Source organism: Streptomyces triculaminicus, assembly GCF_017349075.1.
Taxonomy (GTDB): Bacteria; Actinomycetota; Actinomycetes; order Streptomycetales; family Streptomycetaceae; genus Streptomyces; species Streptomyces triculaminicus.
In genome coordinates, this window is sequence record NZ_JAFMOF010000006.1 from 22,248 (window position 1) to 37,294 (window position 15,047).

Annotated in this window: 10 protein-coding genes and 5 pseudogenes; 11 read left to right on the top strand and 4 right to left on the bottom strand. The window is 67.8% G+C overall.

Translation table 11 applies throughout. The annotated features are described in order from the left end of the window. The first annotated feature begins 254 nt into the window (after positions 1 to 254). From J1792_RS31375 to J1792_RS31410, 8 genes and pseudogenes are all read left to right on the top strand, one after another. On the top strand, positions 255 to 482 hold the full coding sequence (locus J1792_RS31375) for a ferredoxin (RefSeq protein ID WP_086569655.1): 228 nt from the start codon (positions 255 to 257) through the stop codon (positions 480 to 482). Further along, positions 472 to 1,866, top strand: a complete 1,395-nt coding sequence (locus J1792_RS31380; RefSeq protein WP_207248721.1) for an NAD(P)/FAD-dependent oxidoreductase — start codon at positions 472 to 474, stop codon at positions 1,864 to 1,866. Before J1792_RS31375 ends, J1792_RS31380 begins: the two co-directional genes overlap by 11 nt. Before the next feature lie 34 nt (positions 1,867 to 1,900). Then, positions 1,901 to 3,115, top strand: coding sequence for a cytochrome P450 (locus tag J1792_RS31385; RefSeq protein ID WP_207248722.1), 1,215 nt, complete (start codon positions 1,901 to 1,903; stop codon positions 3,113 to 3,115). A 239-nt stretch (positions 3,116 to 3,354) separates the two neighbouring features. Continuing rightward, the gene (locus J1792_RS31390; protein WP_086569649.1) at positions 3,355 to 4,086 is read left to right on the top strand and encodes an SDR family oxidoreductase; all 732 of its coding nucleotides are present in this window, start codon (positions 3,355 to 3,357) and stop codon (positions 4,084 to 4,086) included. 30 nt (positions 4,087 to 4,116) lie between these two features. Beyond that, positions 4,117 to 4,588: pseudogene (locus tag J1792_RS31395) on the top strand (cupin domain-containing protein). Positions 4,589 to 4,915: 327 nt separating this feature from the next. Beyond that, positions 4,916 to 5,884: an alpha/beta hydrolase gene (locus tag J1792_RS31400; RefSeq protein WP_086569648.1), complete on the top strand. Its 969-nt coding sequence runs from the start codon at positions 4,916 to 4,918 to the stop codon at positions 5,882 to 5,884. 674 nt (positions 5,885 to 6,558) lie between these two features. Next, positions 6,559 to 7,041 (top strand): hypothetical protein, encoded by a 483-nt coding sequence (locus J1792_RS31405; protein ID WP_086569646.1) that lies wholly within the window; start codon positions 6,559 to 6,561, stop codon positions 7,039 to 7,041. 543 nt (positions 7,042 to 7,584) lie between these two features. Beyond that, positions 7,585 to 9,558, top strand: a complete 1,974-nt coding sequence (locus J1792_RS31410; RefSeq protein ID WP_207248723.1) for a glycoside hydrolase family 5 protein — start codon at positions 7,585 to 7,587, stop codon at positions 9,556 to 9,558. 493 nt (positions 9,559 to 10,051) lie between these two features. Here J1792_RS31410 and J1792_RS31415 read toward each other — a convergent pair. Further along, a pseudogene (locus J1792_RS31415) lies at positions 10,052 to 10,615 on the bottom strand (sigma-70 family RNA polymerase sigma factor); the annotation flags it as partial. Positions 10,616 to 10,619: 4 nt separating this feature from the next. Between J1792_RS31415 and J1792_RS31420 the strand changes: the two are divergent. Continuing rightward, positions 10,620 to 11,192 (top strand): annotated as a pseudogene (locus tag J1792_RS31420) (ATP-binding protein); the annotation flags it as partial. 104 nt (positions 11,193 to 11,296) lie between these two features. Here the strand turns inward: J1792_RS31420 and J1792_RS31425 are convergent. Further along, positions 11,297 to 12,639, bottom strand: a pseudogene (locus J1792_RS31425) (ISL3 family transposase). A gap of 48 nt (positions 12,640 to 12,687) precedes the next feature. Between J1792_RS31425 and J1792_RS31430 the strand changes: the two are divergent. Next, complete coding sequence (locus J1792_RS31430; protein WP_242646962.1) at positions 12,688 to 13,152, top strand: YunG family protein; 465 nt, start codon at positions 12,688 to 12,690, stop codon at positions 13,150 to 13,152. A gap of 201 nt (positions 13,153 to 13,353) precedes the next feature. On the opposite strand, the gene J1792_RS31435 is transcribed toward J1792_RS31430, so the two are convergent. Next, on the bottom strand, positions 13,354 to 13,743 hold the full coding sequence (locus J1792_RS31435) for a winged helix-turn-helix transcriptional regulator (protein WP_086569640.1): 390 nt from the start codon (positions 13,741 to 13,743) through the stop codon (positions 13,354 to 13,356). A 122-nt stretch (positions 13,744 to 13,865) separates the two neighbouring features. Here J1792_RS31435 and J1792_RS31440 point away from each other — a divergent pair, with 122 nt between their 5' ends. Continuing rightward, positions 13,866 to 14,699 (top strand): enoyl-CoA hydratase/isomerase family protein, encoded by an 834-nt coding sequence (locus J1792_RS31440; protein ID WP_086569687.1) that lies wholly within the window; start codon positions 13,866 to 13,868, stop codon positions 14,697 to 14,699. Between the two features lie 149 nt (positions 14,700 to 14,848). Here J1792_RS31440 and J1792_RS34760 read toward each other — a convergent pair. After that, positions 14,849 to 15,020 (bottom strand): annotated as a pseudogene (locus tag J1792_RS34760) (ATP-binding protein); the annotation flags it as partial. Positions 15,021 to 15,047 lie beyond the last annotated feature (27 nt).

The window sequence follows — 15,047 nt, forward strand, 5'->3', positions numbered from 1 at the left end:
AGACGCCTTCCCGGACGAAGCCGAGCTGCAGGTCTTGTCGGCGGTCTCGGCGGGGGCAAGGCGTCCGGGTGTGTACTGATCTTGCTCCGTAAGACCTGTGGGAGCGGGTGGCGCCGACTGCGCTGCGCTCATGTTGCGAGGCCCTCCCGCCGAGCTGATCCTGAAGAAGGGCATGCCACCCTTCGAGTGAACCGAGCGCAGAGAGGCTGCGGAGCCTGCGGTCATCGTGGCCCGAGCAAGGAGCGGGGTTCCAGATGAGGCTTGTCGTCGATCTCAACCGGTGTCAGGGATTCGCGCAGTGCGCCTTCCTCGCCCCGGACGTCTTCGTACTGCACGGCGGGGAGGCGCTGCTCTTTACCTCCCGCTTCGACGAGGGACTGCGTGACCAAGTGGAGCAGGCTGCGGCTGCTTGCCCGGTCCAGGCCGTTCTCGTCGACTTCTCCGACGAACCGGCCAAGGGGGCAGAGGGCCATGTCGGCTGACGCCGATGTCCAGGCTCTCCGCCGAAAGGGCCGGATCGTCGTCGTCGGTGCGTCGCTGGCCGGCCTGCGCGCTGCGGAGACGCTTCGTGACCTGGGCTTTACGGGGTCGCTCACGCTGGTCGGGGACGAGCCGTACGAGCCGTACGACCGGCCCCCGCTGTCCAAGCAGGTGCTGCTGGGGATGGAGCCCGCCGAGGACACCGCGCTGCCGCGCAAACGCGACATCGACGCCGAATGGCGTCTCGGTGTGGCCGCCGCGAGCCTGGACCGGGCCGCCAAGCACGTACGCCTGGCGAACGGCGACGCCCTTCCCTACGACCGCCTGCTGATCACGACCGGGACCAAGGCCCGGCCCTGGTTCCATCCGGAAGAGGCGGCACTGGACGGGGTTTTCGTGCTGCGTACCCGCGACGACTCCGCTCGGCTGTCCCGGAAACTCGCTGCCGGCCCGCGCCGGGTGCTGGTGATCGGCGCCGGTTTCACGGGCTCCGAGATCGCCTCCGTCTGCCGGGAGCGAGACGTGGAGGTGACCGTCGCCGAACGCGCCCCAGCGCCGTTGGTGGGCGCCCTCGGCGAGGTGGTCGCCACGGTGGCGGCGCGGCTGCAGCGCGATCATGGAGTGGATCTGCGCTGCGGTGTCAGCGTCACCGCGCTGGAGGGCGACCAGGCCGGGCGGCTCCGGCGTGCCCACCTGTCCGACGGATCGGCGATCGACGTCGACGTGGCGGTGGTATCCCTCGGCGCCATCCGGAACACCGAGTGGCTCTCCGGTTCCGGGCTGGCGGCCGGCCCCAGGGGCATCGCCTGCGACGCCGGGTGCCGGGTGTTCGACGTCAACGGCATCGTCACCGATGACATCTACGCCGCCGGTGACGTCGCCCGCAGCCCCCATCCGCTGTTCGGCTACCAGTTCCTGTCACTGGAGCACTGGGGCAACGCGGTGGAACAGGCCCAGATCGCGGCACACAACATGGTCAGCGCGGGCCCGGACCGTCGCCCGCACCTGTGGGTGCCGATGTTCTGGTCCGTCCAGTTCGGCGTCAACATCAAGTCGGTTGGTGTGCCCACGATGGGCGACCAGTTGGTCATAGCCCAGGGCGCGCTCGCCGAGGAGCGGTTCGTCGCGGTGTACGGGTATCGCGGCCGGGTCATCGCCGCGGCCTCCTTCGACTCGGGAAAGTGGCTCGGGTTCTATCAACAGCAGATAGAGACCGGAGCGTCGTTCCCGCCGGACTACGCAATGGTGGACCGCCGCACCGACGCGCCGCAGCCCGTTGATCCAGCCTTCCCGGACCCCCGCCTTCCCACCCACGAGCCGACTGTCACCCTGACAGGCCACTCACCGACCGAGCGGTGCGTCCAGTTCATCGCACCACGTGCCTGACCCTCGCCCCGGACCGCCACCACAGGGAGACACCATGGCCCTCGGCACCATGTCCGCGCAGATCACCGACTTCTCGAATCGCGCCGATCCGTACCCGCTCTACGCCGCACTGCGCAAGTCGCCGGTCACGCGTCAGGACGACGGTTCCTACCTGGTCAGCACGTACTACGAGGTGCGGAGCCTGGCCAACGACCCGCGGCTCAGCAACGACCTGCGCAACCGCGCCCCTGGCGCCGGCGGCCCCGCCGTGGCCGAGGAGGACACGAATCTGCCGCCCAGCTTCCTCTTCCACGACCCGCCGGAACACGACCGGCTGCGCAACACGACGATGCGGCCGTTCGGCCCCCCGCACAGCCCCAGGTTCCTCCACGACATGCGGGATGACATCGCCAGAATCATCACCGACCTGCTGGACGCGCTCGATGGCAAGGACGAGGTCGACGTCGTCGAAGACTTCGCCTACCCCCTTCCCGTCACGGCCATCTGCAGGATTCTCGGCGTGCCACGCGAGGACGAACCCCGCTTCCATGGCTGGGCGGACATCGTGGCGTCCGTCCTCGACCCCAGCCAAGGGAAAGAGAAGGTACAGGATGCACGCCGCGAGCTCGGCGCCTACCTGTCCGACCTGATCGAGGCCAAGCGGCGCCACCCCGGTAGCGGGATCCTCGGCCCCCTCGCCCAGGAAACCGGCCCCAACGGCAGCATGTCGACGGCGGAGCTGGCGTCCACCTCGATGCTGCTCCTGATCGCAGGCCACGAGACCACCGTCAACCTGATCAGCAACGCGACGCTCACGCTGCTGCGCCACCCCGACATCCTCAAGCGGTTCCAGACCGAACCGGGCCTGGTCGTCCCGCTCGTCGAGGAGGTGCTGCGTTATGAACCGCCGGTCCAGTTCATCCCCTTCACCGTCGCCCTGTCCGACATCGACATCGCCGGCACCACCATCCCCAAGGGTGCGCAGGTCTGGCTTCTGCTGGCCTCGGCCAACCGCGACCCGAAGCGCTTCGAGGATCCCGACCGGTTCGACCCCGACCGTGAGGACAACCAGCACCTCGGGTTCTACACCGGCATCCACTACTGCTTCGGCGCCCCGCTGGCCCGGATGGAGGCGCAGCTGGCCTTGCCCCATCTCTTCCGGCGAATCAAGAATCCACGGCTGATGGCGGACCCGCCGCCCTACCGCGCCAACCCTGTCTTGCGTGGCCCCCGCCATCTTCCCGTGGCGATCGATGGCCTTGCCGCCTGAACCGGCAAGGGCGCGAGGGTCCCGCCGCTGTGCAGAGCCATGGGGCCGACGTCATGTGCCGACCGGTGACGGCGTCCATGTCTTCGGTGCCGGTGCCGATCTCGCACTGCACGGCAGGTCCGCCTATCAAGCGCGCGGGGTCACCGGCATGCCCAGGAGCGCACCGGCCAGCATGCGCCATGCACTGCTTTGCCTCAATCTGAACGCATGACCTATCGATATACAGCGAAAGGTGACGCATGAAATTCGCCGTCATCGGCGGTACCGGTCTGATCGGGTCGCAGGTCGTGAAGAAGCTGAAGGCCGCCGGGCACGAGGCCGTGCCGCACTCGCTGTCTACAGGTATCGACGTGATCACCGGTCGGGGAGTGGAGGAGGCGGTGGCCGGAGCCGACGGCGTCGTCAACCTGACGAATTCCCCGACCTTCGACGATGCTTCTCCCGCCTTCTTCCAGACCTCGATGGACAACCTCCTGGCCGCCGGCCACAAGGGCGGGGTGGGGCACTTCGTCATCCTCTCGATCGTCGGCGCGGACCAGGTGCCCAACCTCGCCTATTACCGCGCCAAGGTCTTGCAGGAAGACATCCTCAAGGCCGGTCCGATCCCCTACTCGATCGTCCGCGCCACCCAGTTCATGGAGTTCATCGCCGCCGTCATGTCCTGGTCCACCGAGGGCGACACCGTCCGCCTGCCCACCACCCCACTCCAGCCGATCGCCGCCCAGGACCTCTCCGACACCGTCGCCGAAGTCGCCGCCGGTACCCCTCTGAACGCGACCCTCAACATCGGCGGGCCCGACGTCCATCCCCTCGACGAACTCGGCCGGATCACCCTGAACACCCGACCCGACGGCCGCACGGTCGTCACCGACGACACCGCCGGCATGTTCGCCGCCGTTGACGGCGATGTGCTCACCACCAAAGGCGACGCACGCATCGCCCCCACCCACTACACCGACTGGCTCACCTGACCCGGCCGGCCCACCACAGGAGACCTCGCCATGCCGAACAATGAACAGGCGGCAGGTAGAGCCGGGAGCCGGCCGCGCTCGGAAGCATGGAAGACGGCGCTCACCGTACTGCAGTCGGTGAAACCACCGTTCGTTCCGGAGGGGGCGGAGGCGATGACGGTTCTGGTCGAGTTCCCTCCCGGCGATCCCGGTACCCCTCCGCACCGGCACTCGGGACCTGCCTTCGGCTACATGCTGGAGGGGGGAGATGTTCTTCGAGCTGGAAGGTGAGCCGGAACGCGTGATCAAGGCCGGGGAGACGTTCTGGGAGCCGGGCGGCGATGTCATTCACTACCAGGACGGAAACAACCGGACGGACTCCCGGAGCCGCTTCCTCGTGACCATGATGTGCCCGCCGGGCCAGCCCATGCTCACCCTGGTCGACGGCGAAGAGCTGGCCCGGCGCCGGCACCTACGAGCTCCCCGTCCGGGCACTTGGCCCGCCGCTGACAGCCGAAATTGACCGCGATAAGTTGCGGTTGCGGGGCGTCGCCCCAGTGCCCCGGAGTGAGCATGCGGCTTTCTGTTCCCGTGGGTGAAACGGCACCACGTGCGCGTCCTTCACCGTGCGTGGCGCCCGTCTGCGGCCAAAGACCGCAGCACCCGGCGCGGGACGGATCAGGTGGTTCCCTGGAATGCATCTGCGGAGCATGGGCGACTACCATGGGTATATACACCCATCAGGGGCTGAACAAGGGCGGAGGCTCTGCCCACCGCTCCGCAGCCCGAGCGCAGCGCGGCGCTCTTCAGCGCCCTGCGCTCGTCACGATGCGCTCCAGGGAGCATTCCCATGACTGGTCGAACCGCCTCAATTGTCCTCGAGCGCGAGGCACAGGAGCTCGCTGACGCAACCTCGCAACATCCGTTCCTGTACGAGCTGGATCCGACCGCAGCGCGCAAGGTGCTCGACGACCTCCAGGCCGCGCCGGTCGACAAGCTATCGGTCGACGAGGAGTGGGTTTCGGTTCCGGCAGCGGTGGGCGATGTACGGGTACGCATCGTCAAGCCGCAGGGCGCCACCGGAACGCTGCCCGTCGTGTTGTACATGCACGGCGGTGGCTGGGTGCTGGGCAATGCCGGTACCCACGACCGCCTGGTGCGCGAGTTGGCGGTCGGCGCCCGTGCGGCAGTGGCCTTCGTGGAGTACACGCCGTCGCCGGAGGCGCACTATCCGGTGGCCATCGAGCAGGGCTATGCCACCGCTCAGTGGATCGCCCGCGAGGGGGCCTTGAAGGGGCTGGATGCACAGCGCATGGCAGTGGCCGGGGAATCGGTCGGCGGGAACATGACCGCCGCACTCGCCCTCATGGCCAAGCAGCGCGGTGACGTCAAGTTCGTACAGCAGTCGATGTACTACCCGGTCACGGATGCGGCGATGAACACCGGTTCCTACGACCAATTCGCCACCGGCTACTACCTGAGCCGCAAGCTGATGGAATGGTTCTGGGACGCTTACACGACCGACCCCAACCAACGCGCGGAGATCACCGCATCTCCCAACCGTGCCACCATCGAGCAACTCTCCGGTCTGCCGCCCGCCCTGCTGATCGTCGACGAAGCCGACGTGCTGCGCGATGAGGGCGAGGCGTACGCCGCGAAGCTCCGGGCAGCCGGCGTTCCGGTGACCACGGTGCGCTACGACGGCACGGTCCACGACTTCATGATGCTCAACTCGCTGAGTCACTCCGAAGCCGCCCGCGGAGCCATCGACCAGGCAACGGCGTTCCTGCGCAACGCCCTTGGAACCGCGCAGAACTGATCGTTGCCAGAATGCGGTGCGTAGCAGCCTCAAGCAGATGCCCGTGCCCGGTTCGGGCTGAGCTACGCCACCCACATGTGCGCCAGCCGTTCTGCGGCTGTGCCACCTGCCGTCCGCGCGTATGTACGGCTGCACCGCGCGCTGCGCCTGGAGGTCAAGCAGGACTGCCTCCAGAGCCTCCCTACCGGGCGGAGCACTGCGAGCGATGGCACACCCTGCTCACGACATGCTGGAGCAGATTCTCGGCCTCACCAACAGCGCTTTCACCGCGCACTCACCGCTGGCCGCAGTCTGAGCCGACCTCGTCGAGCACCTGGCCGGACACTAAAGCGTGTTGCCAGCAGGCACGCGGGTGTACAGCGGCTGCGGCTTGTCAGGCGGCCTTGTCAAAACCGACTCGCCTCCGCCTGCGCGGAGAGCACTCCTTCACGACCTGCAGCGCTATATTGACTTTGCCATTTCTTGACACAAGAGTGGACAGGCACACATCCCATTGAGGACCCGCCATCCTGATTTCTGCTGGTCGGCGGGGCTGACGTGTCGTCTCGGTGGGGTGCTCGTGCTGGTCAGGGTGGAGATCGGCAGCACGTGATCGTCCGTCAGAGGCGTGTTCTGCGCTTCCCGGGAGCGGTCTCAGCTTGCTGCGTAGCTTCTGCGCGGGAGGGATCTGCATCGTGGACGTGCTGACGTGGACGGTCGAGCGGCGGGTGCGGCTGGCGGAACGCGCCGAGCTGCTGCGCAAGGAACTGGCGGAGATTGAAGCGGAGGTGGCCCGGATGGAGGCCGCCGAGGTGGCGTTCGGGCAGTGGGACGAGGCGGCCGACGGTGGACGACGGCCGTCGGGCATCGTGTCGCCGGAGCCGGAACGGGTGGTGGCCGGGCCGGGCGCGGGCGGAATGCGGCCGGTGCCGGACAAGGCCGAGAGCATGGGAGTGGAGGTCCCGCCCCCGGAGTACCGGCGGATCATGGAACGCGGTACCGCCTTCTTCGAAGAGCGCATGAAGGCAATCGATCCGCAGGTTCGCAGTGGCTCCATCGACAGCAATGGCTTCTCCCCGTCGTCAACGGGTTTCCCTTCGACACCCAGCCCGTCGCTGGTGCGGTCCTTGCCGGGATCGACATCAACACAGCGCTTTCGTTGCGGAACCACGCGTTGAGGGCCAGGCCATCCTGCTGCCGGGATTCATCGTGATCGACTCACCGCTGAACAGCCTGGGCACCCACGGGCAACAACCTGCAGGCCGGCGAGCTGAGCGGTTTTGCCAGGAGCGGCGGTACTGGGGCAACAGATGGATGCAGTCAACGTCAGTCACCGCGTCACGGGCCGCCTCGATCGCCTACCCGATCAGCCAGAACCAGACCGGCTGGGTCCGGTGGGTCCAGCCGGCCAAGAAGATCGACGGCCACTGGACCATCACGAACGGCCTCGACACCTCCTGGTCCGGTGCCGGCACCGCGACGGTGCCCGCCCAGGACCGTACCGACGGCGAGAACAGGTCAGCAGGGCCCAGGTGTATACCACTGACAGCACCGACCCCAGCTGTAAGGCGCTCGCCCCGAGCACCCCCTGACCGTACCGCCCGGAGACCCGCGCCGCGCGGGCCTCCTCAACCGACCTCCAGGCGGTGCCGCACCGCATCACCCGTACGGCACCCGCCTGCTCCCGCAATGCTTCCCAGAAGAAAGGATCCACGCCTGCCATGGCTTCCATACCCACAACACCCCTGGGGCGTCTGTTCGCCAGGCCGGTCACCGCGGCCGCGGTGGGACTGGCACTGGTCGCGATCGGCGCATGCCCCGCCGTCGCCAGGCCGGTCTCCCTGGCCGCCGAGCCACTGGCGAAATCCTCCCCAGCGACTGGGAGTGCCCTTGCCGCCTCATGGGCGGGCCCTTTGAGCACGCGTGGCCGCTATGTGGTCGACGCCAACGGCAACCGGTTCCGTCTCCGCTCCGGGAGCTGGCACGGTGCGTCCGGCACGTGGAACGGTTCCGGGGACATCAACGACCCCGCCAACCACCACGCCGGCGAAAAGGCGGACCAGATGCCGCTCGGCCTGGACCGCGCCCCCATCTCCAGCATCCTGAACGGCTTCCACGACCTGGGCCTCAACAGCATCCGGCTGCCGTTCTCCAATGCGATGATCAAGGACTCCCGGCCCGTCACCGACGCTTCAGTGGCGGCCAACCCCCACCTCCGCGGCAAGACACCCCTCCAGGTCTACGACGCAGTCGTCCAAGAACTCACCAGCCACGGGTTCGCTGTCGTCCTCAACAACCACACCAGCTCCTCCAGGTGGTGCTGCGGCCACGACGAAAACGCCATGTGGAACAGCAACCAGTCCACGGCAACCTGGGAAGCCGACTGGATCGCCATGGCCAAACGCTACAAGGACAACCCCCGCGTGGTCGGTGCCGACCTCTACAACGAAGTCCGCCCCCACAAAATCGACTTCCCCAACTGGGGCGGCAACGGCGGCGGCCAGGACTGGTTCTCCGCCGCGCAGCGGACCGCCGACCGCATACTCACCGAGGCCAACCCCGACCTCCTCGTCATCATCGAGGGAATCAACTGGACCGGCATCCCCGGCCTCGGCGGCTACCGTCCGCACCTGCAGCCGGCACGCACCGTCTCTCACACCCTCGCCGTCTCCGACAAACTCGTCTACTCCGCCCACTTCTACGGTTACACCGGCTCGCGGCACACCGGCGCTTCCAGTGGTCTGGGAGCCACCTCCGACCCCCGCTACCAGGACCTCTCCCCCGACGAGCTCAAGGCCACGCTCAACCGGGAAGCATTCTTCGTCTCCCAGGAAACCGGCCAGCACTTCACTCACCCGCTGTGGATCAGCGAATTCGGAGTCGGCGGACGCAACGAAACCAACCAGAAGAGCAAGGACTGGTTCCGTAACTTCGTCCAGTACCTCATCGACACCGACGCCGACTACGCCTACTGGCCCATCACCGGCTGGACCGAGAGCAACAACGGATGGGCGCTCCTCGAATGGGACAAGAACGGCGCCCGCCGCAGCGTCCTCGACAGCAACGGCACCCACGACTGGCGCGCCGAGCACTGGAAGCGCCTGGCCGCCTCCCCCGGCCACACCGGCCCCGTGGCCAGAACCGACACCTACTCCATGCTCGACATCGACCACACTGACCACATCGCTTCACTGCGCATGCGCTCGGCAGGCGACTGGGACAACGGTTACCGCAAGGCCGCCTGCCCGGACGGGCAGCGCCTCATCGGCCTCAGCCGGGCCGGCACGGGCGGCTACGGCCGCGGACTGTGCACCAACGCCGGCGGCAGCAACCTCTGGCAGCCGGGCGCCCCGCACACAGTCATCACCAGCGAACCCAGCCCGCTCCCCGGCGACGACTGGGCACCCGGACAAACCAAAATCCAGTGTCCCAACAACCACATGATGATCGGCTACAGCACCGACAGGTCCTGGGCACACGCAGCTCTGTGCGCAAAGACCGACTCAGCCCGGGGCACGACGAGCCGCACTCTATGGTTCGACGCCGGAGACAACCGCCCCACCGGCAACCCCGGCGGCGAATTCGCCAACGGCAACCACAAAGCCCAGTGCCGCGCAAACGAATACCTGGCCGGCCTCGCCTACACCGGACTGGTCAAGAGGCCCAATGCCGTTCTCTGCCGCAGCCTCGGCTAGAGCTTTAACCACGAGGGTTACGGAGGAGGGGTGAAGACCAGCTCGGTCCTGGTGATGAACCCCTCGATGAAGCCTGTCCGGTACTGCACACGTTGAGGCGGGACCTGACCGGTGCGGTGAGCTGGTCGGTGCCCGTGTTGGGCGAGGTTGGCCAGGTAGCGTTTCAGATGGGGCCAGACAGCCTCGACCGGCTGATCTCCGGCGCGTAGGGCGGCAGGTGGTAGTCGGTCAGCCTCGGCCGGGCCGCGATCAGCCGGCCCATCCGGGTGCTGCGGCGGGTGTTGAGGTCTATACCCCTAGGGCTCGTCAGGCCGCTGGCTATGAGCCGGGGGGCAAGGTTTGCGCTGCATCGGAAGATCTCCCGGGCGACTCTCACAGCCCCAGACCAGCACGATCAGCCCGCCCCGCCGAGCTGCCGGTGAGCAACGGTCGGCCGGAGGGCGGGGCCACCAGCCCCGCCACTCGTACGGACTCAAGGCCGAGATCTGCCGAGGGCGGCGGCGCGAAATGCCTGGACGACCTCTCGGTGCTCGCGGCCGGGGCCCGCCGGCCGGTCCGTGGCTTGGACCTTGCGGCGGGCGCGGCTGGTGATCATCTTGGTGGCGTCGGCGGATTTGCCCAGGATCTGGCCGATTTCGCGGAACGGGACCGCGAACACGTCGTGCAGGACGAACGCCAGGCGCTCGCTCGGCGTGAGCGAGTCGGGCACGACGAGCAGGGCGAGGCCGACCGAATCGGCCAGCGCCACCTGCTCGTCGGGCGCGGGGCCGTCGGCGGGCCTCACCACGAGGCCCGCATACTCTTGCCCGTAGGCGGTTTCGGGGTGGGCCCGGCGGGATCTCAGGAGGTCCAGGCTGATGCGGCCGACCACGGTGGTCAGCCAGCCCGACAGGTTGCCGATGGTCGCCGCGTCCTGGCGGACGAGGCGCATCCAGGCTTCCTGGACCACGTCCTCGGCATCGGCGTGCGAGCCCAGCACGCGGTACGCGACGGCGCGCAGCCGGTCGCGCTGGGCTTCGAACGCCTCGGTCACGAGGCCGGGCGGGTGGGCGTCCACACACAAGCAGGCCAATCTGCCCACCGGCAAGACCTTCGACTCCTGGCAGGAGGAGGAGTCCTCCCACCCGCTGCCGACCCAGCACGCGCTGATGACGCTGGAGTGGGTCGGCCGGGCGGAGAACCTCGCGATCGCCGGCCCGTCGGGCACCGGCAAGAGCCACTTCGCCGTGGCCCTGGCCCACAAGGCCATCGACCAGGGCATGCAAGTCGCCTGGTTCAGCCTCGAATCGCTCACGGCCCACGTCGGCCGCGCGACCGTCGACAACTCCGTCGCCAAGGCGATCGCGAAGATCACCCGGGCCCACCTGATCATCCTGGACGACATCGGCATGCTGCCGTCCGGCCAGGCCGCCGCCGAAGCGTTCTACCGGGTGATCGACGCCGCCTATGAACGCCGGTCCGTGATCGTCACCTCGAACCTGCACCCGTCCGGCTTCGACACGATCATGCCCAAGACGCTCGCGACGGCGGCCGTCGACCGGCTGCTGCATCACGCGCACATCGTCCTGACCGAAGGCACCAGTCTCCGGCTCACCCAGGCAACCACGGGCAAGGGCGTCAAGCCACTGCACTGACCCTGTCGAGGGACGAAAAGTCACACCGCGCAGGGAGATCACGTGTCCGCCAGCAAGGAAGTCACAAGGCTCTGATCAACTTTCCGGGAAGGCGCCACGGACAGTCACCCTCGTGAGGTGTTGAGGAGGATGCGGAGCCGGAGAAGATCGAGTTTCGCCCGGCCGAACATCTGGCGTTTGAGCATTTTGATTCGGTTTACGTGTCCTTCGACAGGGCCGCTGTTCCATTCGAGGGTGAGGCCGGCGGTGACCGCGTCGAGGTCCTTGCGGAGGTTTCTCGCGAAGCCGCGCAAGGGCGCCAGCTCGGTGGCCTCGGTGGCGGCGATCCACTCTTGAAGGCGGTGGCCTTCGCGGTTGGTCATCATGGCGGCGAAATCGCGGATGCGATCGCTGGCGGTGGCCAACTCGGGGCAGTGGGCGAGGAGATGCTTGAGCCGGAGGGCTTCCTCGGAGGGCGGGGCGGCACGATGAGCTCTTCGGCTGTGGCCGCGCGAGCGTAACGACGAACGGTCTTGGGGTCCATGCCCAGGATCTGGGAGATCCGCGTGGTGCCGACTCCTTTGCCGTGGAGTTCGTGGACCGCCGCGTGCCGCTGGTGGGTATTGGTGACGTACTTGCCCTCCCGCGGCCGCTCGGTTTCGAGCGGGGGCGCGGTGTCCGTGGTGCCGGCTGTGGACAGGCAGGAACGGTGGGCGATGACGCACCGCTCGACGGCGTCGGTGAGGTTCTGCCACACGTGGAACCGGTCGGCGACCTGGATGGCGTCGGGAGCGGAGGTGCGGACGGCTTCGGCGTAGGAGCTGGCGCGGTCGCGGCAGACGATCTCGGTGCCGGGATGCTGGTCGAGCCAGGCGGCGAGGGTGCGGGCCGTACGGTCGGGCAGGACGTCAATGGGACGTCCGGTCTCGATGTCGATCAGGATCGTCGCGTAGACGTGTCCGCGCTTGAGAGCGAAGTCGTCAACTCCCAGTACTCGCGGGCTCCGTTCGGGGGCCGTGCCCGGCAGGGCCCGGACGAGGTTGAGCAAGGTGTTGGGGCTGACCGTGCACTTCAGGGCCCTGGCCAGGCGGGCGCCGGCCCGCCCGGCGAGAGCGAGTCCGATCGTCTCCAGGGTCTCGCGCAGCAGGACGCTGCGGCGGCCGTAGCGAAAGGTCAGCCCCGGGACCTGTTCAGCGAAGGTTCTCCTCAGGCATGAGGCCGCGTCACACCGGAATCTGCGGACTGTGAGGTGAAGGACGACCGACTGTCCGCCGACGGCCTGGTCGGCTATCCGCCGCCGGTATCGGTCGTGGACGCGGACGGACCGGACACCGCAACCTGGGCAGATGCCGCCGTCACTGCGGACCTGAGCCTCGATCCGTACGATGCCACCGGCGTCGGTGACGTCCTCGACGGCGACTCCGCCGAGACGGGGGAACAGCTTCCGGAGTACCTGGAAACCCAACACACTGGTCAAAGATCAACATGGCTCCCGGTCACGCCTGTTCGGCGGTTCATGAAGGATCGGACGCCGTCGTGCCTCGTCGTCGGGAATGTCAGCGGTGGCTGCGATCCTGGCGACGTGATCCCTTGGAACCTGCTCGACCTCGACAAGGCCCTGCGAACCAGCTGGGCCGCCGACACCTGCTCGCCCGACAACCAGGCCGACTGGCAGCCAGGCAACCCGGCCTGGGGGCATTGCGACATCACGTCCTTGATCGTCAACGACGTCTTCGGCGGCGACCTCATGGTCGGCGAAGTGCACCTGGACGGGGTCCAGCACGGCTTCCACTGGTGGAACCGGCTGCCCAGCGGAGCGGAACTGGACCTCACACGTGAGCAGTTCCAGCACGGACAGACGGTCACGGCTGCCCGTGTCGTCAAGCGCCCGCGTGGCCCGCTGCCCCGCCGCTGGGAGGAATACCTCCTTCTACGCGAGCGCGTGACCAAACTCCTCGGTTCGATTCCGGAGCCCGCCTGACGCGTGGCGACTGTCCGTGGCGCCTTCCCGGAAAGTTGATCAGAGCCAGTCACAAGTCCGCCCAAAAGGACGCGGCCACGTCCGTGGACAAGCGTCGGCCACAGCGTGAGATGCCGGCATCGGGACCGCAGGTTTGCCGGTACGCCGAAGCGGTGCCGGGGCGAGTCAGCTCAGGATGACGGGGTTCTCGGGCACGCCTTCTCAGCTCTGAACGCGTTGGTCGTAGTCCATTTGGTGCGCCCGGATCTCGTCCGCGTTGTTGACCGTCCAGTCGTACAACCGGCCGAACGGCTCCCGCAGGGATTCGCCGAGCGGGGTGAGGGAGTACTCGACCCCGACCGGCGAGGTTGGCAGCACGCGGCGCACGATCATCCCGTTGCGTTCCAGGCGGCGCAGGGTCTGGGTCAGGACCCGCTGGGTCACGCCCTCAAGGCGGCGCTTGATCTCGTTGAACCGGGTGGGCTTGTCGAGGACTGCCATCACCATCATCGACCACTTGTCAGCGATCTGGTCGAGGATCGGGCGGCTGGGGCAGTCGGACCGGTAGACGGTGTCGATGCCGGCGTCGGCGCCGGTTTCAGAAATGGCCATGTCGGTATCCTCCGCGATCCTTGCGATGCTCAAAGTGCGTTATTGACCCCGGTCGCCCACCACCACACCCTAAGTATGCATCAGGAACTTAGGTGCACACCTGGTACCGATCGGAGATCTCCATGACCCACGACGCCTACGCGACCCTGCGGGTGAGCCTCGAGGACGGCATCGCCCGCGTCACCCTCGACAACCCACCGGTCAACGTCCTGAACGTCGCCCTGATGGCCGACCTCCGGCACCTGCTGACCGCGCTGAGGGACGACGACTCGGTTCGGGTGATCGTGTTCGACAGCGCTAACCCGGAGTTCTTCATCGCCCACGTCGACATGACGCTCGTCGACACACCCGACGCCTTCGACAAACTCACGGCCGACCTTCCGGACGGCGTCAACGTCTTCCAGGCCCTGGGGGAGCTGCTCCGGCACCAGCCCCAGGTGACCATCGTCAAGCTTGCCGGGATCGCGCGCGGAGGAGGGGCGGAGTTCGTCACGGCCGCGGACATGGCGTTCGCGGCGATCGGCCGCGCCGGCATCGGCCAGATCGAGGCTCTCATGGGCATCGTCCCCGGTGGAGGGGGCACGCAGTACCTCGCCGGCCGGGTCGGCCGTAATCGCGCCCTGGAGGCGGTGCTGGGCGCCGACCTCTACGACGCCGAAACCGCGGAGCGCTACGGCTGGGTCAACCGGGCCGTTCCTGCCGGCGAGCTCGACGGCATCGTCGACCGCCTCGCCCGCAACATCGCCGCCCTGCCCGAAGGTGTGATCGCGGCGGCTAAGCGCGCCATCGTTCCCGAGGACCTGGCCGAAGGGCTCCTGCGGGAGCACGACGCCTGGGCGGACCAGTTCGTTCGCCCCGCGGCCGAGCGGTTGATCCGCGGCGGACTGGCCCACGGTGCCCAGACCCGTGACGGCGAGCGCGATCTGGAAGGTCTGCTCCGGGGGATGACCGCATAGGTGCCGGACGAGGGTCCCAGGTACTTATCCGGTGTCCTGTCGATCGCGACAGCGTGTGGCTCGCCCACCTCATCGGATGCCAACGTGGTCGACCGTCACGTCGCCTCGCAGACCGCCGATGAGGTGGTGCGTAACCACCTGAGAGGTGGTCAGCCGGCCTTCGCGGGCGCTTCGGCGCGGGCACGGGTGATGGCGAGGCGGTAGGAGTCGGTGCCGGTCTCGATGATGGCGCCGTTGAAGGCAAGGCGGTCGACGAACGGCCGCGCAGAGACGAGGGCCGGTGAAGGTCCCGGTCCAGCCTCCGAAGGACTCGTTGGGAGCTGAGGAACATCCGTGTCAGATCGTGCG

What these genes read in the sequence shown, in the direction of transcription:
- J1792_RS31375 (WP_086569655.1), top strand. Translation starts at nt 255, where the DNA reads ATGAGGCTTGTCGTCGATCTCAACCGGTGTCAGGGATTCGCGCAGTGC.
- J1792_RS31380 (WP_207248721.1), top strand. Translation starts at nt 472, where the DNA reads ATGTCGGCTGACGCCGATGTCCAGGCTCTCCGCCGAAAGGGCCGGATC.
- J1792_RS31385 (WP_207248722.1), top strand. Translation starts at nt 1,901, where the DNA reads ATGGCCCTCGGCACCATGTCCGCGCAGATCACCGACTTCTCGAATCGC.
- J1792_RS31390 (WP_086569649.1), top strand. Translation starts at nt 3,355, where the DNA reads ATGAAATTCGCCGTCATCGGCGGTACCGGTCTGATCGGGTCGCAGGTC.
- J1792_RS31400 (WP_086569648.1), top strand. Translation starts at nt 4,916, where the DNA reads ATGACTGGTCGAACCGCCTCAATTGTCCTCGAGCGCGAGGCACAGGAG.
- J1792_RS31410 (WP_207248723.1), top strand. Translation starts at nt 7,585, where the DNA reads ATGGCTTCCATACCCACAACACCCCTGGGGCGTCTGTTCGCCAGGCCG.
- J1792_RS31430 (WP_242646962.1), top strand. Translation starts at nt 12,688, where the DNA reads ATGAAGGATCGGACGCCGTCGTGCCTCGTCGTCGGGAATGTCAGCGGT.
- J1792_RS31435 (WP_086569640.1), bottom strand. Translation starts at nt 13,743, where the DNA reads ATGGCCATTTCTGAAACCGGCGCCGACGCCGGCATCGACACCGTCTAC.
- J1792_RS31440 (WP_086569687.1), top strand. Translation starts at nt 13,866, where the DNA reads ATGACCCACGACGCCTACGCGACCCTGCGGGTGAGCCTCGAGGACGGC.